24 protein-coding genes are annotated in these 25,201 nt (G+C 47.2%); 2 read left to right on the top strand and 22 right to left on the bottom strand.

Features of this window, described 5'->3' with window-relative positions:
- Positions 1–126: 126 nt before the first annotated feature.
- The 7 genes from flgB to ABIC22_RS10185 all read right to left on the bottom strand — a co-directional run bounded on the left by flgB (position 127) and on the right by ABIC22_RS10185 (position 5,641).
- Positions 127–537 carry a flagellar basal body rod protein FlgB gene (gene flgB / locus ABIC22_RS10215; RefSeq protein WP_354480586.1) on the bottom strand — a complete coding sequence of 137 codons (411 nt, stop codon included), beginning with the start codon at positions 535–537 and terminating at the stop codon, positions 127–129.
- A gap of 108 nt (positions 538–645) precedes the next feature.
- A complete protein-coding gene (locus ABIC22_RS10210; RefSeq protein ID WP_354480584.1) occupies positions 646–1,059 on the bottom strand; it encodes a MarR family winged helix-turn-helix transcriptional regulator in 414 nt (137 codons plus the stop codon).
- A 63-nt stretch (positions 1,060–1,122) separates the two neighbouring features.
- Complete coding sequence (locus ABIC22_RS10205) at positions 1,123–1,857, bottom strand: SDR family NAD(P)-dependent oxidoreductase (RefSeq protein WP_354480582.1); 735 nt, start codon at positions 1,855–1,857, stop codon at positions 1,123–1,125.
- Positions 1,858–1,919: 62 nt separating this feature from the next.
- Positions 1,920–2,720 (bottom strand): SDR family NAD(P)-dependent oxidoreductase, encoded by an 801-nt coding sequence (locus ABIC22_RS10200; RefSeq protein WP_354480580.1) that lies wholly within the window; start codon positions 2,718–2,720, stop codon positions 1,920–1,922.
- A 219-nt stretch (positions 2,721–2,939) separates the two neighbouring features.
- Entirely contained in the window at positions 2,940–3,908 is a 969-nt protein-coding gene (locus ABIC22_RS10195) for an SMI1/KNR4 family protein (protein ID WP_354480578.1), read from the bottom strand.
- 108 nt (positions 3,909–4,016) lie between these two features.
- Positions 4,017–4,634: a hypothetical protein gene (locus ABIC22_RS10190; protein WP_354480576.1), complete on the bottom strand. Its 618-nt coding sequence runs from the start codon at positions 4,632–4,634 to the stop codon at positions 4,017–4,019.
- A gap of 134 nt (positions 4,635–4,768) precedes the next feature.
- Positions 4,769–5,641 carry an AraC family transcriptional regulator gene (locus ABIC22_RS10185; protein WP_354480574.1) on the bottom strand — a complete coding sequence of 291 codons (873 nt, stop codon included), beginning with the start codon at positions 5,639–5,641 and terminating at the stop codon, positions 4,769–4,771.
- Positions 5,642–5,853: 212 nt separating this feature from the next.
- On the opposite strand from ABIC22_RS10185, the gene ABIC22_RS10180 reads away from it, so the two are divergent.
- Complete coding sequence (locus ABIC22_RS10180; RefSeq protein WP_354480572.1) at positions 5,854–6,591, top strand: glycosyltransferase family 2 protein; 738 nt, start codon at positions 5,854–5,856, stop codon at positions 6,589–6,591.
- A 212-nt stretch (positions 6,592–6,803) separates the two neighbouring features.
- Here the strand turns inward: ABIC22_RS10180 and ABIC22_RS10175 are convergent, their stop codons facing one another.
- Together ABIC22_RS10175 and ABIC22_RS10170 are read right to left on the bottom strand one after the other, a co-directional pair.
- Positions 6,804–7,364: a hypothetical protein gene (locus ABIC22_RS10175; RefSeq protein WP_354480570.1), complete on the bottom strand. Its 561-nt coding sequence runs from the start codon at positions 7,362–7,364 to the stop codon at positions 6,804–6,806.
- A 237-nt stretch (positions 7,365–7,601) separates the two neighbouring features.
- Complete coding sequence (locus ABIC22_RS10170) at positions 7,602–9,701, bottom strand: TerD family protein (protein WP_354480568.1); 2,100 nt, start codon at positions 9,699–9,701, stop codon at positions 7,602–7,604.
- A gap of 395 nt (positions 9,702–10,096) precedes the next feature.
- Between ABIC22_RS10170 and ABIC22_RS10165 the strand changes: the two genes are divergently transcribed.
- A complete protein-coding gene (locus tag ABIC22_RS10165) occupies positions 10,097–11,170 on the top strand; it encodes a hypothetical protein (protein WP_354480566.1) in 1,074 nt (357 codons plus the stop codon).
- 149 nt (positions 11,171–11,319) lie between these two features.
- On the opposite strand, the gene ABIC22_RS10160 is transcribed toward ABIC22_RS10165, so the two are convergent.
- The 13 genes from ABIC22_RS10160 to ABIC22_RS10100 form a co-directional block, all read right to left on the bottom strand.
- Entirely contained in the window at positions 11,320–12,825 is a 1,506-nt protein-coding gene (locus ABIC22_RS10160) for a malate:quinone oxidoreductase (RefSeq protein WP_354480564.1), read from the bottom strand.
- A gap of 439 nt (positions 12,826–13,264) precedes the next feature.
- Positions 13,265–14,074 carry an ABC transporter ATP-binding protein gene (locus tag ABIC22_RS10155; RefSeq protein ID WP_354480562.1) on the bottom strand — a complete coding sequence of 270 codons (810 nt, stop codon included), beginning with the start codon at positions 14,072–14,074 and terminating at the stop codon, positions 13,265–13,267.
- Complete coding sequence (locus ABIC22_RS10150; protein ID WP_354480560.1) at positions 14,074–15,105, bottom strand: FecCD family ABC transporter permease; 1,032 nt, start codon at positions 15,103–15,105, stop codon at positions 14,074–14,076. Before ABIC22_RS10150 ends, ABIC22_RS10155 begins: the two co-directional genes overlap by 1 nt.
- Positions 15,102–16,142, bottom strand: a complete 1,041-nt coding sequence (locus tag ABIC22_RS10145) for a FecCD family ABC transporter permease (protein ID WP_354480558.1) — start codon at positions 16,140–16,142, stop codon at positions 15,102–15,104. The genes ABIC22_RS10150 and ABIC22_RS10145 overlap by 4 nt, the downstream gene beginning before the upstream one ends.
- Positions 16,135–17,232, bottom strand: a complete 1,098-nt coding sequence (locus ABIC22_RS10140) for an iron-siderophore ABC transporter substrate-binding protein (RefSeq protein WP_354480556.1) — start codon at positions 17,230–17,232, stop codon at positions 16,135–16,137. The genes ABIC22_RS10145 and ABIC22_RS10140 overlap by 8 nt, the downstream gene beginning before the upstream one ends.
- A gap of 508 nt (positions 17,233–17,740) precedes the next feature.
- Positions 17,741–18,595: an ABC transporter ATP-binding protein gene (locus ABIC22_RS10135; RefSeq protein WP_354480554.1), complete on the bottom strand. Its 855-nt coding sequence runs from the start codon at positions 18,593–18,595 to the stop codon at positions 17,741–17,743.
- Complete coding sequence (locus tag ABIC22_RS10130; protein ID WP_354480552.1) at positions 18,592–19,392, bottom strand: ABC transporter ATP-binding protein; 801 nt, start codon at positions 19,390–19,392, stop codon at positions 18,592–18,594. Before ABIC22_RS10130 ends, ABIC22_RS10135 begins: the two co-directional genes overlap by 4 nt.
- Positions 19,389–20,246 (bottom strand): nickel transporter permease, encoded by an 858-nt coding sequence (gene nikC / locus ABIC22_RS10125; RefSeq protein ID WP_127537564.1) that lies wholly within the window; start codon positions 20,244–20,246, stop codon positions 19,389–19,391. The genes ABIC22_RS10130 and nikC overlap by 4 nt, the downstream gene beginning before the upstream one ends.
- Entirely contained in the window at positions 20,243–21,190 is a 948-nt protein-coding gene (gene nikB / locus ABIC22_RS10120) for a nickel ABC transporter permease (protein ID WP_354480550.1), read from the bottom strand. Before nikB ends, nikC begins: the two co-directional genes overlap by 4 nt.
- Entirely contained in the window at positions 21,190–22,737 is a 1,548-nt protein-coding gene (gene nikA, locus ABIC22_RS10115) for a nickel ABC transporter substrate-binding protein (protein WP_354480548.1), read from the bottom strand. The genes nikB and nikA overlap by 1 nt, the downstream gene beginning before the upstream one ends.
- Positions 22,738–22,941: 204 nt before the next feature.
- Positions 22,942–23,412, bottom strand: coding sequence for a hypothetical protein (locus ABIC22_RS10110; protein WP_354480546.1), 471 nt, complete (start codon positions 23,410–23,412; stop codon positions 22,942–22,944).
- Positions 23,413–23,492: 80 nt separating this feature from the next.
- On the bottom strand, positions 23,493–23,894 hold the full coding sequence (locus ABIC22_RS10105) for a hypothetical protein (RefSeq protein ID WP_354480544.1): 402 nt from the start codon (positions 23,892–23,894) through the stop codon (positions 23,493–23,495).
- An 8-nt stretch (positions 23,895–23,902) separates the two neighbouring features.
- Entirely contained in the window at positions 23,903–25,102 is a 1,200-nt protein-coding gene (locus ABIC22_RS10100) for a WXG100 family type VII secretion target (RefSeq protein ID WP_354480542.1), read from the bottom strand.
- Positions 25,103–25,201: the final 99 nt, after the last annotated feature.

Raw genomic sequence — 25,201 nt, 5'->3', positions numbered from 1 at the left:
TGCCTCCCTCTACACCCATTTTCCCTTCTAGTCTACAATACAGTCCACGTTGCAATTTAATTATAGACCATGGTCCATCGTTATCAGCCAATAAAAAAAGCAGCCCTCGGGGCCGCTGGACATTCTTCATTTCAAGCTCTGCAGAATGTTTTTCATTTTGTTGTAATGCCCGCTTACCCGGTCAACCATGTAGTTATACATGAGCTGGTTCTCCGACAGGTTCGCCATTTCGGCATCAATGTCCACATTATTGCCGTTGTTGTTCATCGTTGTTTCGTTGTTCTCCACAATCCGGTATGGAACGACAGAAGAATTGAGATCTTTGGCAGGCAGATGCTTCGGATGAGTCCGGTGCATGTTCAGCTCCCTGGTTGTACCATTTTCAACGATACGTCTCAGTGCTTCTTCAAACTCCACCGATTTCTTTTTGTAATTGGGTGTGTCTGCATTGGCAATATTGTCAGTGGTGACCTTGTGCTGCACGTTCAGCACTTGCAAAAGAGATTCATTGCGTCTTGACGTGTTGGTTTCAATCACGGCTCAGTCTCCTTCAGAGCATAATGGTGCAGTCCCAATTATCATAAGAAAAAAAGTTGCCCTCTGTCAACATTCACTCAATTCTTACATATAAAACTTAACACAACTTTAGCGATTCAGCTTCTCGAAAATCTCCGCTAACTTCTCCCGGTCCTGTGGTGTTAACTTTTCAAATAACGCCCTGCGCAGCTTTTGTCCCTCCATGGATGCTCTGCCAAGAACTTCGGAGCCATCCTCGGTGATATCCAGGTAACTATTGCGGCGATCGGATTCATCAACGACCCTGACAGCCAGTTTCTTTCCGACGAGCTTGTCGGATAAATAACTGAGAGTCGGCGGGGTAAGCCCCAGTACTTTCGCAATATCCGATGGTCGACTTTTTCCGTTTTGCTTCAAATGGGAAAGCACAAGAACATGAGAAACGCCCAGGTCCTCATTAAATGATTTGTTCCACTGTATAATCAACTTGTTGGTGAAGGTATCCATATTGTGTATGATTTCAAAAATTGTTTTCTCTTCCATAACTGCCTCCTCATAAAAAAGACAGCCCCTAATGAAAATTAAGAGCTGTCATTATTCTACACACTATTGTGCGGAGTATCCACCATCAATAACCAGCTCGGAGCCGGTGATATAGGAGGAATCATCGGAAGCCAGGAACAGTGCCGCTTTGGCAATATCCATAGCTTGACCCAGACGCTGTAGAGGCGTTGCCTGAATCAGCCGACCAAGCAGTTCTTGGGACGTGCTCAGGGATTGAGTCATGGGCGTTTCGATAATCCCTGGGAAAAGAGCATTGACACGAATGCCCTGACGTCCGAATGTCGTAGCCGCTGCTTTGGACAATGCACGTACCGCGCCCTTCGTCGCCGAGTAGTGATTGAAGCCCTGCCCAATCATTGCAGTATACGAAGAAATATTAACGATGGAACCTTTCTTCTGAGCGGCCATATATGGAGTCACATGCTTCATGCCCGCAAACGGGCCAAATCCGTTAATGGAAAGCATCTTCTCCCAGTCCTGTGCGTTGATCTCCTCAAATGGTTTTTCGGATGAGATACCTGCATTGTTGACCAAGATGTCTATTTTACCAAATCGCTCGTTGACGACCTTCGCCAGTGCCTCCCAGTTCTCGTCCGACGCCACGTTTAATTTCATTCCATATACATTCTGCTTCTGGCTAGCCGTCTCCAGCGCTGCCTCATTAATATCCGCTGCAATCACGATGGCACCTTCCTGTGCAAAAAGATCCACCATGCACTCGCCAATGCCTGAAGCTCCGCCTGTAATAATAGCTACTTTACCTTCCAATTTTCCCATGTCAGTTGCTCCTCACTTTGTTTTGAATGTTTGTTTATAGGAATATAGCAAGCAATGAAGGCTTATACGCTTTGCATAAATTGCTCAAAATCAGGAATCGTTGGATTAGCGATATAATGCCCGCCTTCCACCTGAATCGTCTGGCCGGTAATAAATTTGGACTCGTCGGAAGCCAGGAATAGGACGGTATGTCCAATGTCATCCGGTTCTCCGTGATAAGGCAGTGCATTATATTTTGCAAACATATTCAACACGTCTTGTGGCATGTTATCCTGCGCTGCAGGTGTCAAAATCAGACCGGGAGCAACAGCATTACAACGAATGTTGTGCTTCCCGTATTGGGCTGCAACATACTTGGTAAGATTGACCACACCTGCTTTGGAAGCGCCATAAGCCACACGAACAGCATCACCTGTAAAGCCTGCCATGGATGCTGTATTGATGATGGACCCTCCACCAGCACGGATCATATGAGGAATGGCAAATCTGCAACCCAGAAGTACACTCTTGAGGTTAACATTCATCAGTCGATCCCACTCATCCAGGTCTACATGAACTACGTCCAAATCCTTCTTGAGGTTGGTCAACCCCACATTATTAAACAAGCATGTGAGTTTACCGTACCGCTGTGCCGTATATTCAATCGCTTCTTGAATTGAAGTTTCTTTTGCAGCATCGACAAATATGCCTACGGCTTCGCCTCCTCGGAGTTGAATGTTTTTGGCAGCTTCTATAGCTCCATCGACATTAAAATCGGCAATGACGACTTTAGCACCTTCCGCAGCCATCAAGTTGGCAGCGGATAAGCCGATGCCAGAAGCTCCTCCTGTAACAAGCACAACCTTGCCCTTCATTCTGTCCATATTCACCACGCTCCTTATATTTAAGAAACCTGTAATGGTTCTAAGATGATTATTATTTAGATATATAACTATTAGATGTCTAAATAATAGCACCAGACTATCCGATATGCAATGGCATGGATACATTTAACTTATTTTGGTTATCGCGTGAACTAAAATACCCTGTCCAACGCTCTCATTTGGAATGAAAGAGTCGGACAGGGTATTGGGTGAATTAACTTACATTGAATCAGAAAGGTCAGGACGGCGATTGTCCTCATTGACCAGACTACGGACAAAGGTATCAAAGTCGGGAGCAATCCAGGTGATCTTATAGTTGTTCCCCTTATCCACATGAACAACCTCAGGCTCACCCGCATTATCCGATGCACGGTAATCCAGCATAATGATCTCAGCGTCCGATGGGCACTTACATAGAACCACACCAATCTCCGGATAGCCATTTTGCTCAATGATCCATCTGCTGCCTTCTTCACCGCACAGGGAATGCTTTTTCTCCTGGCCGATGCCCAGCATGCCCGAAATTTCAATGAATCTCTTCTCTGCAGCCCCAGCCTCGCTGACTGGAACATATCGATAACGAGGGATCCCACCATTATGTAATTTCATCATGTCGACATAAGCTCTAGGTAATTTGAAAACGAGCCGCTCCTCTACCGATTCCACCTGTTCGTCCGTAGGTGAAGGCAGAACCCAGTTCTGCAAAGCTTCGGCATTGTCATCCCAGAAATCCGTGGAATTCGGATCACTAACACTGGGCTGCTCCATGGAGATTGCCGGGACGGATTGAGCCGTCTCCTGAGTTGTCACTTGAGTTATTTCCTCAGCAGGCATCTCGGCTGTTTTACTGCGAATCCATTCGAGAAACTCTTGTGTATCTTCATCTCCCGGATCCAGTCGGTCTGCTGTTTCAAAAGCCTCACGTGCCTTCTCATATTGCTCCAGGTAATAATATGCCAGACCAATGCGATAATGCCACAAGGGATCGTCCTGACCCTCTTCGGCAACCGTCAGAAATTGTCCAACTGCCTCCTCGTAACGCTCCAGGTTGTTCAGCGCTCTACCCAAATGACCGATCAGCTCATAATCGCGCTCTTCCACATCAATGGCTGTAATCGCATCCACAATCTCTTCGAATTCATCCTGTTCATGCCACTCTTCCAGCTGCTCCAATAACTCTTCTCTCATCCTTCGTACCTCCCTGATCATTCGCTCTATATCCCTTGCCGAAAATTATACCATTTATCAGATTGCCTTCTCCAGCAATGCCATTCCTGACTAGTATTCAAGTTGGCCTCATGCCATATTCAGCACGAGCGAATAGGTTGTGAAGATCCAGGAGTTTGCCAGATCCGCTGCTGCATCTCTACTAACCCGCACAGAGGGTTTTAGCTCCTGCAGATCATCCGTTGAAGATCCTACTGAACAGCGCAGCAGCTTCGTGTGTTTCTTGATATACTTTCCCACTTCCTCGTAGAATGCATGCGTTAACGGGAGATGTTCACGAATATCCTCATAGACGTAATACTTCCCTTTTTCATCTTCAAGATGTACTTGAAATCCTTTGGGAAGTGAAAGCATAATGCACGGTAATTCGTCCTCAGCCCACGCTCCGCGATAAGGAAAGCTGATTCCTTCGTTTTTTATAAAAAAACCAGAGATCTTATCATCCAACTTCATCGTTATGGAGTATACAAAATGGGGGTGGTAATGGAGCTTTTCCTGTCCTGTATAATACTGATAATAAGCAGTATAAGCCTCGTGCACCTGATTTAGATCATGGGTGGTTCTCGAAGCATTCGAAAGACCAAACTGAGCTTCCTTTTGTTCAAAAAGCGCTAAAACCCCTTTGAATTCCTCTGGTGTGACCAGAAACTTAAGCTTATAAAATCCACTGTGTTTCAAGCGATCCATGGTTACCACCCCCTAGTGTGATGTCATACTAATGAATGAATGTAATTCTTCCAGTGTTTATGAAACAGGTTGGTTACCCTTTCCACATATCTGGCCCATTCTCCTGCTTTAACTTAGGAATACTAAACGTTGCATTAGCTCTTCCGGATCGGAATCCATATCTCGCTTCTGTACTGCGGCAAGGTAACATCCTTGTGCTCATTCCACAGAATTTCCGGTCCTTCGCTGAGTTCATAATCGGACGAAGGAAACCACTCGGCGTAGATTCGTCCCCACACATCCTGAAGCGCACTCGGAAAGGGGCCAACCGCAGTAAACACAGCCCATGTCGATGCGGGTACTTCCAGGCATGCCAGACCCTCGGGGGCCACTTGGGTCGTGGCTGCACCGATATAATGATCCAGTTCGCCCTTCTCCTCCATCCGCTCTTCGCTAAAATGAGCCGAAGCACTGATGATCCCCAGCGGCTGAACATTGGACAACCCCTTAATCGTCTCGATCAATTCCGGAGTGAGCTGCTGATACATCGCAGCAATATCCGGATTTACCCCGTTGAACACGATCGGTACCCTTTTGCTGATTCCCACAATCCGAAAGGCTTCCTTCTCTTCAATACGATAGTTCATTTCGCTTCCTCCTTGAATGGTCAATTGAAATGTCATCCGGGGGAAGGCCTTGAGCGAAGGGCCATGATTCCTCGCTTCCGAGGGTGTGACCCCATGCATGCTCTGAAAAGCCCTGGCGAAGGAATCCGGTGAGGTATATCCATATTTGAGCGCAACATCGATGACTTTGCTGTCATGACTGCTGAGCTCCATTGCTGCCAGCGTCAAGCGCCGGCGACGGATATACTCTGATAAGGTAATGCCGCTAAGAAAGGAAAACATTCGTGTAAAATGGTATTCCGAGCAGCAAGCGATTCGCGCGACCTCTTTCATATCCAATGTCTCCGTCAGATTATCCTCAATATAGGCCAAACCTTCATTCAGTCGTGCCAGTGTATTCATCATCATTCCCTCCCCCATTGATCCAAGCATAACAAAGCTCTTCTTCCGGCATCCGACATTCCCTGCACCATTCTGCAGGCTGCAATTGATCAGCAGACGGCCAGCATAGACGGCGAATTCTCCATTTTATATCAAGGCCGTTCCTCTTACTTGTTATGTACATATTTTATAGAAAGGTAGTTTTGAACCTCACGGATAAGGAGCGCGATCGAATGGGAGCCAGCCCCGGTACAGTCAAGACTAAACAAGGCGTGTCTATCATTGCCTGCACCAAGCGCCAGCACTATATCCATAATTTATTTAAGAATTACAGCCGACAGAAGCACTCCAGGAAAGAGTTGATCATTATCGTCAATAACGATAATATCCCTCTTGCTCCTTATCAAAGCTTAGCCAAAAAGCTTCGGAACGTACACGTTTTTCGTCTGCCGGAACGTACCTCTCTCGGTGCTTGCCTCAATTATGCGATCAAGAAAACAAAATACGGCTATATTGCCAAGTTTGATGATGACGATTACTATGCTCCCTACTATTTGACGGAAAGCCTGCAGACCTTCAAGAGAACGAATGCCGATGTCATTGGCAAGCGGGCACATTATCTATATTTAAGAGGATCCAGGAAGCTGCTCCTTCGTTTTCCCCAGGATGAACATCGCCCTGTAACCCTCCTCCCGGGTGCTACGCTTATCTTTAAACGACATGTATTCAGCCATGTCCAGTTTCCGAATCGAAGCGTCGGTGAAGATGATCAGTTTTGCATAAGAAGTAAACGGAAGGGATACAAGGTATACTCGGGAGGCAGGCATAACTTTGTCGCGATCCGCAGGAAAAACTCCTCCGGCCACACTTGGATCATCAGTGATCACGAACTCCTCTCGCAAAGCAAGAAGATCCGAACAGCGAAGCATTATAAGCGATATGTACAGAAAAAACCGAAGGGCCAATTCTGATGGCAGCTGATCTACGCGGGGAACTCCATCCAACTTCCTTGCAATTCGTAGAAGGAACTCAAGCAGATCATCAGGTACTGAAAGTGAAGAACCCTCGGAGGTTTGTAAGTCAGAGTTAGGACACACCTCATTAATCGAATGAAAAACACCAAAGTGCCCACCTCCTATCCGGGAGCATTTTGGTGTTTTTCAGAATCCTACAGATTAATCGCTCATCCCTCATTTTGAACAGCATCTGTTTTTATAATAAATACGATTTCTTGAGTAGTACTCCCCCACTTAGCCACTAGTCGAAAACCTCTCAAGACAGCACCCGGCTCATAATCCTGACTATCAGAGCTGGCATAAGCCAGTACATTCTCTGGAAGGACAAAGGAACCTGTTCCATTATTGAAATCCATTGGAATCTTCGTTAATTCTGGCTGCTTGTATTTAACCGTACCTTGATCAGTCAGAACATAATCCAATAATTCATAGGAATCTGGCACTGATTTCTGATTATCAAATTTTATTGAAATAGTCTCCCCTATCTTTACATAAGGAAGAACAGCATCTGGGTTATTCATAATGGATTCAAACGAACTCATATCCAGATCGTCTGATTCCTTTATAGACGTTGGGATAATAGTAGGCGTTATCTTCTTATTATTGACCTTGATTTCGATGTCACTTAAGTTGGCAGCAGAGTTGTTAGCAAGTTTGTCTTTACCCGCACAGGCAGTCATTACAATGGAAAGCGTCAGGCAAAGCGCATAAAACGTAATCTTTTTCATTTTTCACTCTCCTTAAGCAAATTATTTATGTTGGGAACATCATAATGAAAATGGTATTAGAGCGCCTAAGTAAAAAAATTATACATTCATACTCATTTATTTAATAGTATTTTTTGTTATTTATGGAATTTACATATAAACACAAAGCAACCCTTTTGAGGCAAACATTAAATTAAAGACAAAAAAAGAAGAGCAGCGGCGCTGCCCTTCTTTTTGCACAAATCACATTCGTTATACTCAAGCCAGATACTCCGCCATAATCTGCTCGATATCATAAGGAGTAACCCCTTGCTCTACCGAATAGATCGTATCTGCCTGATCCAGCGTATCTACCAGTTCACCCCGGGCCTTTGCATGCAGCATGAACAGGTCGTATAGATCTGGCTTGCGCAACCCGGTCATGGCTTTGCCCATCAAGACCATTCCCTTTTCATTGCCCTCTACATTGTTGTAATAGTGTGGATGGCTGGTTAGGGCAAGATCAGTCCAGATAACCGTGCGATCTACCAGATCAAGTATGACAGGAATCGTAATCTGTGTATCGGCTGTAATATCAATTTTGTTAGCCACCGTAGACGGTTCAAATATCTCACCCGACCCTGGCTTCTTGCGCATCATCCACCCCGCGAAGCATTCCGGAAGATCGCAATACGGATGACTCGTGAACGACAGCAATGAAGCAACAACATATCGGCCGCCATAATTAACGATCGACGGAATATGCAGGTCAATGAACTCGCATGCCCCCTGCGGAGCCGATACGATATCTCCGCTGTGAACAGCCTTGTACTTGGTGGAACGCAAATTCGTATAGGAGATGTGCTCAACATAATTCCAATTCTCGTCATACATCACCGCAGACAGGTCAATATCCACACGTCCCGTTTCCTGCCCGTTGACCTTGCCTTCCTTCCACCAGTTGAAGAAACGAATCGTATCTCCTTCGCCCATGGGTACCCGGCTCCCTCTCACGAGGGTACGCAGGGCCTTGCTCGCGGAACGTTGGGAAAAAGGCACAAGATAGTCATGGAGCTGTTCATCGATATATGTCTTACCCAGCTGAGGAAGCGCGGCGAACCGTTCGACCAGAGCCTGCTCGCACAATTGCACAACTTCCCGGCACGTCACCTCATCCAACACTGGCAGTTGATTCGGAATGCCAAAAGCCTTTGCCACGTTGCCTTTTGGAAAAAAGACACGAAGATCCTGTGGTTCATTACGCTGGGCAAAATGTTGTCTCACCTGCAGCAGCACCGGCGTGGATATCTGTGCAGTCACCTCACTAAATGCCAACAGTACATAGGTCTCATCCTCGGTGATTCGCAGTAGATGATCCAGTCTTCTGGCAAACTCACCCGGACGCTGTGACAGCAGATCGATCAGGCTCCAGGTGTTGCGATACTGGAACGCCAGCTCTACGCTTCCGTTGAAGGTGGTAAACGGCTTCTTATTGCGCAGAATATCAAAGGCTTCTTCGCAGCGAGGATACCGAAGTTTATATTCAGAAGGATGCAGAATCTCGCCCAGACGAACCCAGCGATCCTTATACCGCAGCATGTCCTCAGTGATCGGCCCGCATTGCTCCAGTAGACCCAGCAATAGGCGTCTCTCACGACGTTTGAACTTACGGAAGCGTGCAGGTGCAGCCAAACTGACATCACCGTTCGACCAGGCAGCAGCCAGACGAAGGACGTCCGTGGCCGTTTTGAAGTACGGGCTGATTCGTTCCAACCTCGCCTTTTCATGTTTCAACAGCGAAGCCACCACGAAGCCCACATTCTCCTTGAATGGAATTTCAGCAGGCAGTATCGCATCTACCTCATCCGGTTCCGCATGTTCCAGTACTGTATCGATGTCATTCTTGTCCGTCTCTGAAATGGAGCCCTTTGCTTCAATCAGCTGGCAGATGAGTGTTCTGAACCCTTCCTCACTTCCCAAGTGGATCACTTTCAGATTGGTCTTGTCAGACAAAGGCTGTCTATCAACCGGTTCACGATCAGGATATACAAGGGTTAGGTAGTGAATGATGGCATTGAGATACAGCTCCGCTTCATCTTCCTGCATGACCTGCATGGGAAATCCCGGATACATCGGTTTGTACTTCACATGTGCCCCGACCATCTCTCTCAGATCCGCTACCAACTGAACAACGAATGCTTCAAACTGTTCATTGGATAATCTTCGTACGGCTTGCATCAGTTCATCGGAGAACGTGTATCCTAGCGTTTCAATATTTTTAAGGGCAGTAGCCAGGTAAGACTTGGGCAGTTGTTTCTCCCCTTGATGTTCGATAATCAGTTTGTTAGCTCGCCTTAAATAAATGGTGTTATGGTTCATGATAAAAGAGTCCAGGAAAGCTATATCCCTATATAACGTGAAAGGTTAGCATAAGAAGGAAGGAATATAATAGCCTGGACGCCTCCTCTCTTGAATAGAAATCCTACAGGAGAGCTGCGACCCTATTTCATCCAATTGAGTTAGAAGGAAGGATCGCAATAGCCTGAAGGCCAGAGGTCCGAAGCTCGTGACCCGAACCTTTGGTAGACCCATCATCTCAGATTCCACGATCTCCCAACAGGGTGAAAGTATTACGACTGCATCAATCATTTCCCGATATCATCTGGAAGCAATACACCCCGCTTGATGGAAGGCCGAATAGGAACAACCCAATGGGCGTCGAATACCTATATAAGACTTAGTATAGAACTATGCATGAATCGAGGTTAGGATAGATGGAACTTCAATCGATATATAACGAGTATCTCAATATCAAATTCAAACGCGGATTACCGCCTGTACGGACGAATTCGTTCGAATATGGCTTGTATGAAGATGACAGTGCTGATCTGTTTCTACCGGATCACCCTGAGGTGACCTTCACGAATTGGATGTACGATTTACAACCGAGAGATCCCCATTATGTTTCTGAGCCAGACTGGAAGCCTGTTCTCGGAGAGTTTTTTCAGCAGATGGATATATATGATGAGCAGGTCCTGTATTATCTTCTGTTCACCCTCAACACTACGCTGTCCATTAACTCGCACAACGCATACAGCACCATGAATGATTTCATGAAAAACTACAGCTTCTTACAGCTGTCTCACTTGAGCGAGATCACTCGTTTAAACGAGGAACAGAAGCACCAGGTAAGAGACTTTTTCTTCTTTTACTACCTTTATGCACATCCGGTTAACGAGGAAACGCTCTACGCATGTTCATTTGACAGTCAGAACTTGGTACATACCAAAACGGATATTCCATTGGAGCGTTATTTCACGGCATTTCATGATTACTATAGTACAAATATGAATGAGTACAGCGAGCAGATCGCCATTTCTCCACACGACATCCAAGCCTGCAAACACCTTACATTGGAGATTTTGCGGTGTATTGAAGGAAAATCTGCCAAGCTGAACTTGCCTGAGGAGGAGGGATTAGAAGCAATGCTGCGGCTCATCAATGACGTGGATCAGATGCTGCAGCTGCATGAAGAAAATAAAACAGTGTTGTTTGAGATCATGAAGGATTTTCTGACTGAAGCTCGTTCCACTCCCTATCGGGAACACTGTTTCACGACGCTGCTCCAGAACTATGCTTCGTATATCCTGTTTTTCAGGTTTGATGAGATTCATGCATTGGTGGATTATTTCAAAAACACCCCTGTGTGGTGCAGAGCGATCATCAATAAAATCTTCATGGACACAGTTTTCATTGATCGGATAATGAGACCGAACCGCATCGATATAACCGCGTACCCGAATGTAACTCAGTTCTTTGAGGACGAAGCGAAACGGATCTATCTGTAGCTCCGTAGAGAGTGCCGTACACTAATCCAAAATAGTACGTCAAAAAGCCTTCGCCGACGTTAATGTCAGCAAAGGCTTTTTATACTTTATTCTTATCCATTGGAATAATTACAGTAAATATGCAATGGCGTTCTATATCATTTGCCTCTTTACACCGAAGCAACCTTCTTCTCAACTGTCAGCCCAAGTGCCTTAGCTGTCGTCGTGTGAACTTTACGAAGAAGATCCGGATTCTCCACCAGGGACTCGCCGTAAGAAGGAATCATTTCCTTAATCTTCGGCTCCCAGGAATCCATATGCTGCGGGAAGCATCGCTGCAGAATCTCCAGCATGACTTGCACCGCAGTGGAGGCCCCTGGCGAAGCGCCGAGTAATGCCGCTATTGAGCCGTCGGCAGCAGTAACGACCTCTGTACCGAATTGAAGCGTTCCTTTTCCGCCTTGCACCGTATCCTTAATGACCTGCACGCGCTGACCTGCCAGAACCATATCCCAATCTTCGCTTTTGGCACCTGGAACAAAATCACGCAGTTCCTCCATGCGCTGCTCTTTGGACAACATTAGCTGTTGAATCAGGTATTTGGTCAGTGAGATTTCTTTGACCCCTGCAGCAAGCATGGTTAGAAGGTTATGTGTTTTAACCGACGTGATGAGGTCGGCATTCGAACCCGTCTTTAGGAATTTGGGTGAAAAGCCGGCAAACGGGCCAAACAGCAACGACTTCTGGTTATCAATAAATCGGGTATCCAAATGCGGAACCGACATCGGCGGAGCGCCCACCGAGGCTTTACCATACACCTTGGCATGATGCTGCTCCACAACCTCCGGATTTTTACACACCATGAAGAGTCCGCTAACTGGGAATCCGCCAATATGTTTGCCTTCCGGAATGCCGGATTTCTGCAGCAAATGCAGGCTTCCGCCACCCGCACCAATAAAGACAAACTTGGCTGTATGGCGCTCTACTGCACCGTTCGTCAGATTCTTCACTGTTAATTCCCAAGCGCCATCTTGCTTGCGTTTGATATTTTTCACACTATGTTGGTAGTGGATATCCACGTTTTGATTCTTCAGGTGATCGAGCAGCATACGCGTTAAAGCACCAAAGTTAACATCCGTACCGGAGTCGATTTTGGTAGCTGCGATCGGTTCTTTCCCCTTGCGGCCCTTCATCATCAGAGGAATCCATTTCCGCAATTTTGCCGGGTCGTCCGAGAATTCCATACCTTCAAATAGAGGATGGTTCGATAAGGCTTCAAAACGTCTTTTCAAAAACAGGACATTGCTCTCTCCATGCACATAACTCAAATGGGGAAGCGGCATAATGAAGTCCCGCGGATTACGAATCAGATTGCTATTGACGAGATAGGACCAAAATTGTCTGGAGACTTGAAAATGCTCATTCACCTTAATGGCTTTGCTGATATCTACGGTTCCGTCCGGTCGTTCAACGGTATAGTTCAATTCGCAAAGTGCAGAGTGGCCCGTTCCGGCATTGTTCCATTCGTTGGAGCTTTCCTCTCCTGCACTGGCGAGCTTCTCATAAACCTTAATATTCCAATCTGGTGCCAATTCCTTCAGCAAGGTTCCCAATGTTGCACTCATAATTCCGGCACCAATCAAGATAACATCTGTACTCGTTTGTCCCTGGCTCATGTCTACCGTCCTTATATCCTATATTTGCCAAAAGGATGTAAGCGTTATCGATTTGGCATTTGCAGCGAGCCCGTTCTTGAACTGGCCCAAACCTCTTCTGAACGAAATTAAACCTTGGTCATAGTGTATCAATATTACGGTTAGATTGAAATATGCAATTTTAAGTTACTTGGTTTAACTGTTAGTATACTTTAGTTTTATTCTTACCGCTAACCCGCTTATAGGGGTGAAAGATTTATTTTTTCAAGATAATAGAAAACATGGCAAGCCATAACGCCCTCCTTTATCAGAATTCTGGGATCACCATACTTCATATCACGAGGAAAGGGGAACTAATCTACTGGTTTTCCGCATGTAAAAAGCCTATTCCAGATAGAGAATTCATGGAATAAGCTTTCTTATACTTTGTCCTCTAAGACCCAAACGCCCGATTAGCATGTTAATCGCCAGTATGTACATGATATCTTCCCCGGGGTACAACCAAGGGAGAACCCGACAAAGGATCTTCTACCACGGTACAGTCCAAGCCGAATATATCTTTCACCATGGTGCTTGTAATGACGTCAGAAGGAGCACCCTCCGCTACAAGCTTCCCATCCACCAGCGCAATGATATGATCCGCATAACGGGCTGACAGGTTGATGTCGTGCAGCACCATGACAATGGTTGTTCCATGCTTCCGGTTAAGGTCGGTGAGCAGATCGAGAATCTCAACCTGATAGGTAATATCCAAAAAGGTTGTGGGCTCATCTAGAAAGAGAATATCCGTCTGCTGCGCCAGAGCCATCGCAATCCAGACCCGTTGTCGTTGACCGCCTGAAAGCTCATCGATGTTATGGTTGGCGAACTCGGTAATGTCCATGATCTCCATGGCTTCAGCTACCGCTTCGTAATCCTTCTTGGTCCATCCGCTCAGCAAGGACTGGTGCGGAAACCGCCCTCTCCCCACCAAATCGGCAACGGAGATCCCTTCCGGGACAATAGGGGATTGGGGTAACAGCCCCACCACCCTGGCCAGCTGCTTGGGTGGGAATTTGCTGATCGGCTTCCCATCCAGCGTAATTTTTCCCGATATCGGCTTGATCAGCCGGGCCAATGTTTTGAGAAGCGTAGACTTCCCGCAGCCGTTAGCTCCAATGATGACACTGATTTGGTTGCTGGGAATCGCAAGGTCTACGCCATGAATAACGGTTTTATTGTCATAGCCAGCCACTAAGTCTTCCGCTTGGAACTCATGAGTCGGTTTCATTATAATTCTCCCCTTCGGTTCATTCGGATGAGCAGGTAGATCAGATAAGGCGCACCGAGGATTCCGGTAATGATGCCGACAGGATATCTGACCTCGAACGCAAATTGCCCGATGAGATCTGCAGCCAAGACCAGATTAACGCCAACAAGTCCCGCCGGAATGGCATTTGAGAAGCCTGATCCTGCTAGTCTCTTCGCGATAGGTCCCGAAAGGAAAGAAACAAAAGCGATCGGACCGGTAGTGGCTGTCGCGAGAGCAATCATGCCTACAGAACACAAGATGAGTACAACTCTTGTCTTATCCGTAGCAACACCAAGTGATGTAGCCGATTGTTCTCCAAGCTCCAGTAAACCAAGATGTTTGCCTAGCACAATAATAAAAGGAGACAGGACCAGAACCGCAATGATTAAAGGCGGAAGCTCGTCCATCTTGGAGCCGTTAAGGCTGCCGCTGAGCCAGCGAAGCGCAGTTGGAATGTCCTGCTGCGAACTGACCAGCAAAAGATAGGATATGACAGCATCCAGCATGGCCTGTATGCCTATCCCGACAAGGATCAATCTTCCGATCGAGAAGGTTCTTCCCTTGGATAATACATAGATCAATACCACCGTCGCAAGACCCGCAATGACCGAAGCAATGGAAACAACGGCTCCGTTGGCATGAATGACCGTGATGCAAAATACGGCTGCTGCGCTTGAACCGGAGGTTATACCGATGACATTCGGATTCGCCAAAGGGTTGCGTAGCATGGTCTGAAAGATATAGCCCGCCATACCGAAGGCAAATCCGGCAAACAGCCCTGCAAGCATCCTTGGTAAACGTATGGTATGGATTGCAAATGTCGCCCCCTTGATCTGCTCACCGGAAAGGACCCGGATGACATCACCAAGCGGATAGATGGTATTTCCCAGCAAAAGCATGGCACAGCATAGAGCGAGCGCAAGTATGGCAAGTAATGCATTAACAACGACCCACCGACGTCGTCTTTGACGTCTGCCCGATATAATCAATTCCATCGTATTATTTCTCATAATGAACGCACTTTCGATTTGATCGCTAAAATGATAAGAATTGGAGCACCAATGAAGGCTGTAACCACACCGACCTCAAGCTCTCCCGGACTGCCGATGAGTCTGCCAAGTACGTCAGATATCGTCAAAATGATCGCCCCTGAGATGGCGGACATCGGAATAACAAAACGCAAGTCAGAGCCGAGTATAAGCCGAATCACATGCGTCGCCAAAAGTCCGATAAAACCAATGGGACCGGCCAGTGCCGTTGTTGCACCACACAATAGAACCGCCGCAAGTGCTGCAATCAACCTGAGTACTCCCGTTCGAACACCCAGCCCGGTTGCCACGTCGTCACCCAGTGCCAATGCATTCAGTGCTGGAGCTGTAATAAAAGCAATGATGATACCAATGGCCAGAAACGGCACAAACGTACCGATATCGCTCCAGTTGCCTGAACCGACGCTGCCGACTTGCCAGAATCTGAATTGATCCATTACATAAGCGCGTGGAATCATGATGGCAGTCACCAGAGAGGAAAGGGCTGCAGTTATGGCTGCTCCCGCTAGCACCAATTTGATGGGTGTAGCGCCGCCCCGCCCCATGGAACCGACAGCGAATACAAATACAGCGGTAAGTGCTGCACCAACCAAGGCCAGCCAGATATATTGGCCTGCCGTGTTTATGCCCAGAAAGGCAATGCCGAAAACAACAAACAGGGACGCACCTGTATTGACACCCAGAATACTCGGGTCTGCGAGCGGGTTGCGTGTGACCGATTGCATCAATGCTCCAGAAACGCCCAGCGCAGCTCCGCAAAATAAACTGAACACGGTCCGAGATATTCGTTTGCGAACGATATTTGCCCCGTAGGAGTCCATATTGGAGTGAAACAGACCATCCATCAGTTCATTCCATCTCACGAGCCGGGAACCGAGTGTGAGTGATGCCAACACGCAAACGCCGAGCAAGACGATGCAAAGGAACAGCACCGTCTTGAAATGTTTAGGCATATGAAGTTTTAAAGAATTGTTTGGGGAAGTCGAAGATCTATTCATTGATCTTGTCGATCGCTGCCCCAATTAATTTCAGGTATTCATCAATGGTATACGCAATCGAAAGCGGGTTCGGTGTTCCGGCAGCCACCAGAGGTGTGTCGCTATCGATGAAGGCAACAGAGCCTCTCTCGATCGCAGGGATTTTACCCAGCAAGGAATCGGCCTGAATAGCCTTTAACAATTCATCATTGCCGTATCCGATCAGCAGATCGGCATCGTTAAGAGCCTCTGCATTCTCAGCACTCAGTTCCAATGAGTAGCTTTTGGGATCCTTAATGAGTTCGGTGATACTTTCAGGATTACTCAATCCCAGTTCTTCCAAGAAAGAAACACGGGAATCCACTGGCGTATAAATATGCAGTTTGGACATGTCTTGTGCAGAGAAGTTTACCCAAACGACTTTTTTGCCTGCAATCTGAGGATAGGCACTTAGTTTCTCCTTAATCATATCTTCGGTATCTTTGATCAGCTGCTCACCTTCCGCTTCCATTCCCATGCCTTTAGCGTTAAGGTTTACTTGTTCACGCCACGTCGTCGCCCATGGAGCTGTTGGATACGCTACAACTGGAGCAATCTCGCTTAATGTATCGTAGTCTTCTTGTGTAATACCGGAGTACGCCGCAAGAATCACATCAGGGTTAGCATCCGAAATGGCTTCAAAATCAAGACCATCTGTATCCTGGAACACATTCGGATCTGTTACACCAAGCTCGTCCAGCTTCTCTTTGGTCCAAGGAAGCAGTCCGCTGTCATCCTGCACACCGAAGTTTGCCGCTGAGAATCCAACAGGGACAACGTTAAGAGCAAGGGCAATGTCATGATTGGCCCATTGTACAGTAACCACTCGTTCAGGCTTGCTTTCGATCACGGTCTCACCAAGAGCATGCTTGATGGTAATTGGATATTGTGTACTTTCATCTGGAGTAACCGCTGTTTCTGTCGCTGATTCATCCGTGTTTGCCGAACTGTTCGCTGCTGGAGTTGAACCTGTCGTCGAATCAGATTGCTGTGTTGAGCAGCCCACCAGTGCCAAGATCATAATCATTGAGATAATTAGTGCTTTCAATGAAATGTTTTGTTTCCTCTTCATGTGTAGACCCTTCCTTTTCTCCATTAAATTTTTGGATATCATGATGAACGATCCTGTCTTGCTGTTACTGTAACTACGGCCATAAGTTACCTCGAGAACGTTTTCAATCGGCCTAGGCAATTGAATGATTTTGATGTCCCGAATTGTTGTGGCATGCATCTGCTCACTTGAAACTCAGTCTCTATGTATCGGTGGCAAACAACCTATCGCAAAAGTAATGAGTTTTCGTATATTTATGCATTTATACTTATTGTGTAACTGATAATGATTATCGATATCACAAATCTACATTTGTTTTGATAGATTGTCAATAAAAAATATGGATACATATTATCGGGAGCCCAGAAAAAAAAGGGAGGCATCTACGTTAAATAAGCAAACCAGCAAAAGTATGAGCTTTCAAACATACAGATAAATAAAAGTAACATCAAAAAGCCACAATCAATTCTCATTGAAAGTGGCTTTTTGGTTTGGGTATGCCTTTATACCCTCCATTTCGAGGTTTTACTCAGAAGATTGAGATGAGTTCCTTCGTATACGGATGACGTTCTTCTGCGAACAGCGCATCCGCACCAAATCGATCAACGATTCGTCCTTCTCTCATCACGATGATACGCTGGCTCATACGGTGTACGGCAGCCAGATCATGCGAGATGAACAAATATGAAAGTCCCAGTGAAGTCCGTAGGTCGGTTAATAATTGCAGTACAGCGCCCTGTGATATCACATCCAGGCTCGCTGTTGGTTCGTCAAGAACGATAACGTCCGGTTCAATGCCAATCGCACGTGCAATGGTTACCCGCTGACGTTGTCCACCGCTTAACTCATGCGGGTAACGCCCAGCCAGCTCACTTGGAAGCTCGACGGCTTCAAGCAGCTGCCGCACGTAGGCGTCCTTCGATGTATAAGCGAAGTGGGACAGCTTAGCGTCTCTTCCGAACTGCTCATACGGGTCGATTAATGAATCAGCAATCTTCAGCTTTGGATTCAGCGCCGCAGCTGGATTCTGAAACACAATCTGGATCTTCCTGCGATGTGGGCGCAAGCGTCGGCCGCTAAGCCGCGCAATGTCCACACCACCAAGCATGATCGAGCCGGAATCAACGTCTTCGATCCGCAAAAGACAGCGAGCGAGCGTACTCTTGCCACAGCCGCTCTCCCCAACCAGGCCGAGGCACTCGCCTCGATTTAAGTTGAAGGAAACGCCGTTTACAGCTGGACGGTCGGCGCCAGCATAGGTACGGCTGAGACGTTCCACGCCGAGCACAGGTTGAATAGACCATTCGGATTGGCCCTCGTCCTGCTGGTTAGGTGCTTCAACCGGGAATGATTCCTTGTGATGCTCCATTTCGGTAGTCGTCACTGCGTTTCCGCCTCCTTCAAACCCGACTTCAACGAGCGACTCAGGACAGGAGCCGCTTCAATCAACTGACGGGTATATTCATGCTGTGGATGGTCCAGAATACGGTGCTTCCCGCCCGATTCGACGATCTTTCCTTCCTTCATGACAGCCAATCGGTTGGCGTAGCGTCGAACATGGCGCCAGTCGTGTGTGATAAACAGGATCGTGCAGCCAGTCTCAGCCTGCTTACGCGCCAGCAGTTCCAGCACGCGGTGACCCGAGACGCTGTCGAGTGCCGTAGTTGCCTCGTCGGCAATCAGCAGCCTCGGCGATAACATAAGCGCTGTCGCGATTGAAGCACGCTGAAGCTGACCACCGCTCAACTGGAACGGATAGCGGCGTAGCAACTCGGCGCCAAGGCCGACGGATTCCAACGCTTCGACGGCACGTTTACGCCGGACAGCAGAAGACTTCTCTCCGTGGATTTTCTGGTATTCGTCAAAGTGTCCGCCAATACTTCGAAACGGCGTAAATGCCCCCTGATAATCCTGAAAAATATATGAGATGCGGCTTCCCCGCAGGGCGCGCATCTCCTTCGGTTTACGTTCGAGCAGGTTACTGCCTTCAAACATGATTCGCCCCGATGCGTGCAGGTTGGACGGAAGCAGTTGACCAATCGACTGCGAGAGAAGACTTTTGCCACTGCCGCTCTGCCCGACCAGTGCCATGAATTCGCCTTCCCGAACAGCCAGCGAGACGCTGTCGACAATGGTACGGCCACGGCTGGAGATGCTCAGTTCCTCAATGGAGAGAATCACGGCTGCACCTCCTTTTTCACATCAAAGCGGTCTCTCAGATAGTCGCCGAGCATATTTGCAAGCAATACCACCACTACGATGGCTAGACCTGGATAGACCATAAGCTCCGGCCTTGACTGGAAGTACGGTCTGGAGTCATTCAGCATTGCTCCCCATTCAGGCGTCGGTGGCTGAGCCCCAAGTCCGATGTAGGACAACGATGAGATGAGTAGAATGATCTTCCCCAGATCGAGGCTTGCCAGTACGAGCACATGCCCGGCAATATGCGGGAGCAGATGCTTGGTCATAATGCGTGCGTCTGACAGTCCATTGGTTCGTGCGATACGAATGTAGTCCTTTTGCGACTCGGACAGAACGGTGCTGCGGACAAGGCGTGCATAGCTGACCCATTTGACGATTACGATCGCCAGCACCAAATTACCGATACCCGCCCCAAGCAGCCCACTCAGCACGATAGCAACAATCGTGTCAGGAAAGGCAAGGAAGCCATCAGCGATTCGCATAAAAAGCTTATCCACCCAACCACGCTTGTATCCCGCAATCAGGCCAAACGGAATGCCAATGAGCAGTGCCGCTCCGAGCGCCAGCAGACTATAACCGAGCGTCTGGCCGCCTCCAAGCAGCAGCCTTGTCAGAACGTCTCGACCCAGATGGTCGGTGCCAAATGGATGGAGAGCACTTGCACCCTGCAGCCGTCCGCGCAAATCGGTTAGTGTAGGGTCATGCTTAAGATAAACAAAGGCATATATGGAGGCCCCGATGATCAGCAGCACAAATAGCAAGGCGGTGATCGCCTGTATGCTGTGTTTTTTCGATTTTTTAGCGGCCAGTGGGCGCAGAAGCATCGTTTTCATCGGTGGGCCTCCCTTTCCTTGAGTTTCATTTCCGGATTCAAATATCGATAGGACAGATCGACTGCCGTATTTACGAAGAATACAACGACTGCCATGATCAGAATGTAACCCTGAATCAATGGATAATCGCGCTGGCGGATGGCATCAACGACGAGCTTACCAATGCCCGGATAGGCAAACAGCACCTCAATGACAACAACCCCACCAATGAGGCTGCCTAGACTGACACCAAAGACGGTTATGACTGGTGGCAGACTGTGACGGAAGGCATGCAAGAAGAAGATGCGACCTTCAGATAACCCCCTCGCCCGAGCAGACCGAACGAACTCCTGACTCAGTGAATCCAGCAGGCTGGAACGCAAAAGACGCACATAAACGCTGGAGATGGCAAGTCCCAGCGTCAGAGATGGCAAAATAAGTGATGCGAATCCGTCCCGCCCCATGGTCGGCAGACTGCCGAAGCGCACGCCGAACAGGTCGATCAGAATCAGGCCAAGCCAGAAGCTGGGCACCGCCGCACCGACAATGGACAACAACCGGCTGCCCCGGTCGATCCAGCTGCCACGATGCAATGCTGACAGTGATCCCAGCGGGATGGCCACAGCCAGCATGACCAGCAGAGCGCCGATCGTAAGTTCCGCTGTAGCCGGAAGCGCCCGCATGAGCGTCTGCATAACCGGCTGTCCTGTCGAGTACGATACGCCGAAGTCCAGGCGGATGAAGTCCAACAGCCAATTGCCAAATTGAACAGGCAGGGAATCATTGAAGCCCATTTCTTCACGTATAGCCTCAACCTGTTCCTGACTGACAGATAGTTCGTCCACGTTTAGAATCGTAAGCACCGGGTCCCCTGGAGCCAGACGGATGAACAGGAAGCTCACGAACATAATGAATAGTAGAAAAATAAAAACTTCGAGAAACTTGCGAAGCAAAATGCGAAACATTACATCACATCCAGCTTATTGGTGATCATGTAATACTCACTGCGCGTTGTAACCCAGTTCTTGATCTTCTTGCCGTTGTAGGCAACGATCGTACCCGGATGCAGGACAAATGAATTCAGCACATTGTCGTGCACGTAATTGGCGGCCTTTTCCGCAAGCTCTGCGCGTTTCTCCGGATCGACTGTGAGATTCAGCTCATCGATGATCGCCGTCAGCTCCGGATCTTCTGATCCACTGAAGTTGAGTGCGCCCTTCGGATGATACGTTGCATTCAGATAGTAACCCGCGTCACCTCGCGGTGCGGTCAGATTACTATAGGTTGCGATATCCCAATCACGATTGGATGCCATATAATCCTCCGGCGTGTCAATCTGGCGAATTTGCACATCGATGCCAATCTTCTTGGCGTCAGACTGGAAGACTTGGGCGATCAATGGCAGGTCTGCGCGAGCCGAGTATGTAAGCAGCGTCAGTTGCAGTGGTTTGCCATCTTTGGTCATAACGCCGTTTTGGAGCGTGTAGCCCGCTTCCTTCAGGTAATTAACCGCAGCTTCTTCACCTGATTGTGATGCTGCCTTGTCATAGGTAGGTGCAAACGGCAGAGACGGAAGGAACGGCCCGATAGCCGACTCACCATAGCCAAGCAGGATGGTATCAACGATCCCCTGACGGTCAATTAATGCATCCAGTGCACGGCGCACGTTTAGGTCCTTGATGCTTTCACGCTGCATGTTCATCGTCATCTGGTGAACGCGGAACGTGGAGGTGGACTCCACAGTCATGCCATCGATTGCTTTAAGGGATTCCAGACTCTCCACTTCCGGACGGTATACGATATCGACTTGTCCGGATTGAAGTGCGAGTGTACGAGCATTGGCATCCTCGTTAAACGAGAACGTTACCGAGTCGAGTGGCGAAGCTCCATCCCAATATTCATCGTAGCGATCCAGTTCAAGCTTGCTGCCCGGAGTAAATGAAGTCAGCTTGAACGGCCCGGTGCCAATCGGCTTGTTTACAATGTCCGGCTCGCTCACGTCAATAATGGCCGTATTCGGGTTAACCAGTTCGGATGCGAACTCCGGGAACGGCTGTGTGGTTGTAATCTCCAGTTTGTCGCCCTCAGCTTCAATCGTGTCAATTTTAAGTGCGTTCTGAATGGCTGCACTTTCGGTCAATGCGCGCTCAAGTGATGCCTTAACAGATTCACCCGTCATCGGTTTGCCGTTCTGGAACGTTACATCATCGCGCAGATCAATCGTCCAATGCTGTCCGTCTTCGCTTTCCCAGCTCTCAGCAAGCCATGGAGCAACCGTCAGATTGTCTTCGTCGAGACGAACCAGCGTTTCTGTAATGCCTGCACGAAGCGGAACGTAGCTGGAGTCGACATGTGGGTCAAGCGAGTTTGTGGAAAAGTTATATAGGAAGTGAACGTTTTTGTCGGTGGATGGCTGCGCAGCGGGACTCGTTTCGGAAGATCCACAGGCGCTCAGCAGTCCGGCGCTCAGGACCAGGGAGGTCAGCACCAGCAGCGGCGTCTTTTTATTCAAGGTAATGCCCCTCTCTATCAATTGTCTCATTAATCGTAATCATTATCATTTAAACAATGAGTATTATCATATCGTAATGATTACGTTTTGACAAGAGTTATATTGATGGAGCAACGCAAAAGAAACCCGACTCTCCAAAAGAGAGTGGGTTATCTTATCTCGGTGTATTCGAACAATATTCTATTAATCTCTTTTTTGCTCGCTTTAGATTCTAATATCAATAGGTTTTTGTTTTGACATGTAGTCAGCGTTTGCTAACGGAAACACATAGCCCCCAGCAATAATGTCTCCGTGTCGTCTTCTAACGGTTCCTCCTCTTTCAATTAATCGAATGAGGGGTTCGTACAAATCATTAAACTTCAATGCTATTTCATTTCCTGAATCAATTAAGAATACCCACTCCAAATATGCTTCACAGGTCCCTTTCATAAAACTGTTGGTCAGCTTCGCTAACTCAGGGCATTTTTCTGTTAAATCCAGATCGACGTCATGACCGATTACATGAGAAGCTTTAAAAAAAGGGTATGGAGATTTTAAATCATAGGAAGTTATTAATAAGGCTGCTCGTCTGATATATTCTTGTATTAGTGCCATATTTGACGGTACGTCAACACTGCCAGAGATGCTCCAATCTATGTTGTTAATTCTTTCTAGAGCTTCGGAAAAACGATTCATGAATATACCCATTGTTATCTTTCGTTTTAGTCTTAGTTTCTAAATTGGTGTACTGCTCCGAGACACCTGCCAAATCTAAATCATTCTATGATTGCTTTAAAGGGAGCATGTCCTGTTTCGACATTTCTCAACAAAGTAGGCTTTCTAAACCTTAGACTGCACTGTAATTTAAAAATAGCTATAGCTTCATCAAACCCTACAAAAATTACGTTTATCCATATAGGAACCATGGGCTCTAAACCGCATAGGATGTTAACCGCATTGACTAATGGTAATTTCTTCTCGCCGATATTATCCTCGCTCAGAATATTTAGTCGCATCATATCATCAGCACTATTTAGAGGCTTATCCCTTTCTCTCACAGGCTCAATAATGAATCTGTAGTCGTTGAATTGTAGTCCTTTTCTATTTGAAATTTCTTGAATTGTCTTTAATAGATTCTCTTTAAATATTTCTTTATTCATCTGTTTTATTTGTTCCAAGGTTATCCCTACTTTCCTGTGATCTTCGTACTTGAGACTTTAACAAGTTCGTTAGTATTAACATATCCTGAAGGCGTTGTATCTATAGAGAATACTTCCAACCATGCATTTTTAGTTTTTATTCCAGCTTGCTCCAAAATTTGAGGAAATACTCTTGCTTGCTCAACTGTGGGCGTGTAATGTCCAGACAAGTTGGTTATTCTTCTAAGCTGTCCATCAGAGTTTATCTTAAGCTTCCCTGCTGCTTGAACAGATTCACCATTCGCTAGAAAAGAGTGCCCTCTCCCAATGTGAAGTTTACCGTTCATGTCTATAACAAAATCCATCTCATTAATTCCATTTACATTTTTGATTCGTCCATTCTCTATATTAAAACTAAACTCTTTTCCAACTTGAGCATCAGCAGGAAACCTATTATTTATTCTTTGTCCAGGTGCAACATTGCTAGAACTAGTAGCGCCTAAACTAGCAACCTCAATATTCTTCTTAATCTTCGCCACAGCTGGGTTGGATGATGGCAAACGGAACGGACCTTTGCTACCCGGCATACTCCCTTTAACCATCGAAACAGCCATAAAAATCTGACTAAGTTTAAGCGACGTAACCATTGTTTGAGCATATTTATCTGAGACTGGCTCGCCTGTAAACGGATGTATTCCATTCTCAAATGCCTTGATCTGGAGCGCGAAGATATCCTCCCCTGGCGGGTCCATGTTCATAGGACCTTGCATGCCTTTTACATCCAAATTCCCTTTATCCTTCTCATAAGCCTGGAGAGCCGCCTGATCCGTAACGCCTTTCTCATTCACAGGAAGCCATACTCCAAATGTTGAGTTATATGCCATCCGATAACCCTTATCTTCCGAGTTTCCATTCCCCATCAATCTTGTCGTCATCGCCATCGCACCAACAGCTCCAGTTGCACCTGCCAAACTTACCTGCCCTGCATCTGCTTCCTGAAAGCGGGTAGCGATATCCCTCAGATCCTTGGACGTGTTGACCATACTCTCTAATGCTTTCTCCAGTATAGGCTTGGATCGCTCAAACTCATAGTAAAAACGTTCCTGCGTTGCACCCATCCACATCGCCTGGATGAACATAATCTGCCTGGTCAGATCACTCCGAATGCCCTCCAATTGTTGTCTGGCCTGATCTACCTGATTGGATACGTGATGTAGTTGTTCAGGGGTAACTTTAATTGTACTCATATGTATCTCCGCTCATTTAATAAGATTAACCTATGTTAGCAGAAGTTTTACATACATACATCCGGCTAACATCCTGATTTTTCCTATTTTATAATTTTA

The organism is Paenibacillus sp. PvP094 (assembly GCF_040546835.1).
Lineage (GTDB): Bacteria > Bacillota > Bacilli > Paenibacillales > Paenibacillaceae > Paenibacillus > Paenibacillus illinoisensis.
Note: the sequence above shows the minus strand (reverse complement) of the source record. Positions and strands in the feature narration are given on the sequence as shown.

Excerpts from the sequence above, each read along its gene's own strand:
- ABIC22_RS10210 (WP_354480584.1), bottom strand. The coding sequence starts at position 1,059 with ATGGAAGAGAAAACAATTTTTGAAATCATACACAATATGGATACCTTC.
- ABIC22_RS10205 (WP_354480582.1), bottom strand. The coding sequence starts at position 1,857 with ATGGGAAAATTGGAAGGTAAAGTAGCTATTATTACAGGCGGAGCTTCA.
- ABIC22_RS10200 (WP_354480580.1), bottom strand. The coding sequence starts at position 2,720 with ATGGACAGAATGAAGGGCAAGGTTGTGCTTGTTACAGGAGGAGCTTCT.
- ABIC22_RS10195 (WP_354480578.1), bottom strand. The coding sequence starts at position 3,908 with ATGAGAGAAGAGTTATTGGAGCAGCTGGAAGAGTGGCATGAACAGGAT.
- ABIC22_RS10190 (WP_354480576.1), bottom strand. The coding sequence starts at position 4,634 with ATGGATCGCTTGAAACACAGTGGATTTTATAAGCTTAAGTTTCTGGTC.
- ABIC22_RS10185 (WP_354480574.1), bottom strand. The coding sequence starts at position 5,641 with ATGAATACACTGGCACGACTGAATGAAGGTTTGGCCTATATTGAGGAT.
- ABIC22_RS10180 (WP_354480572.1), top strand. The coding sequence starts at position 5,854 with ATGGGAGCCAGCCCCGGTACAGTCAAGACTAAACAAGGCGTGTCTATC.
- ABIC22_RS10175 (WP_354480570.1), bottom strand. The coding sequence starts at position 7,364 with ATGAAAAAGATTACGTTTTATGCGCTTTGCCTGACGCTTTCCATTGTA.
- ABIC22_RS10170 (WP_354480568.1), bottom strand. The coding sequence starts at position 9,701 with ATGAACCATAACACCATTTATTTAAGGCGAGCTAACAAACTGATTATC.
- ABIC22_RS10165 (WP_354480566.1), top strand. The coding sequence starts at position 10,097 with ATGGAACTTCAATCGATATATAACGAGTATCTCAATATCAAATTCAAA.
- ABIC22_RS10160 (WP_354480564.1), bottom strand. The coding sequence starts at position 12,825 with ATGAGCCAGGGACAAACGAGTACAGATGTTATCTTGATTGGTGCCGGA.
- ABIC22_RS10155 (WP_354480562.1), bottom strand. The coding sequence starts at position 14,074 with ATGAAACCGACTCATGAGTTCCAAGCGGAAGACTTAGTGGCTGGCTAT.
- ABIC22_RS10150 (WP_354480560.1), bottom strand. The coding sequence starts at position 15,105 with ATGAGAAATAATACGATGGAATTGATTATATCGGGCAGACGTCAAAGA.
- ABIC22_RS10145 (WP_354480558.1), bottom strand. The coding sequence starts at position 16,142 with ATGAATAGATCTTCGACTTCCCCAAACAATTCTTTAAAACTTCATATG.
- ABIC22_RS10140 (WP_354480556.1), bottom strand. The coding sequence starts at position 17,232 with ATGAAGAGGAAACAAAACATTTCATTGAAAGCACTAATTATCTCAATG.
- nikC (WP_127537564.1), bottom strand. The coding sequence starts at position 20,246 with ATGAAAACGATGCTTCTGCGCCCACTGGCCGCTAAAAAATCGAAAAAA.
- nikB (WP_354480550.1), bottom strand. The coding sequence starts at position 21,190 with ATGTTTCGCATTTTGCTTCGCAAGTTTCTCGAAGTTTTTATTTTTCTA.
- ABIC22_RS10110 (WP_354480546.1), bottom strand. The coding sequence starts at position 23,412 with ATGAATCGTTTTTCCGAAGCTCTAGAAAGAATTAACAACATAGATTGG.
- ABIC22_RS10100 (WP_354480542.1), bottom strand. The coding sequence starts at position 25,102 with ATGAGTACAATTAAAGTTACCCCTGAACAACTACATCACGTATCCAAT.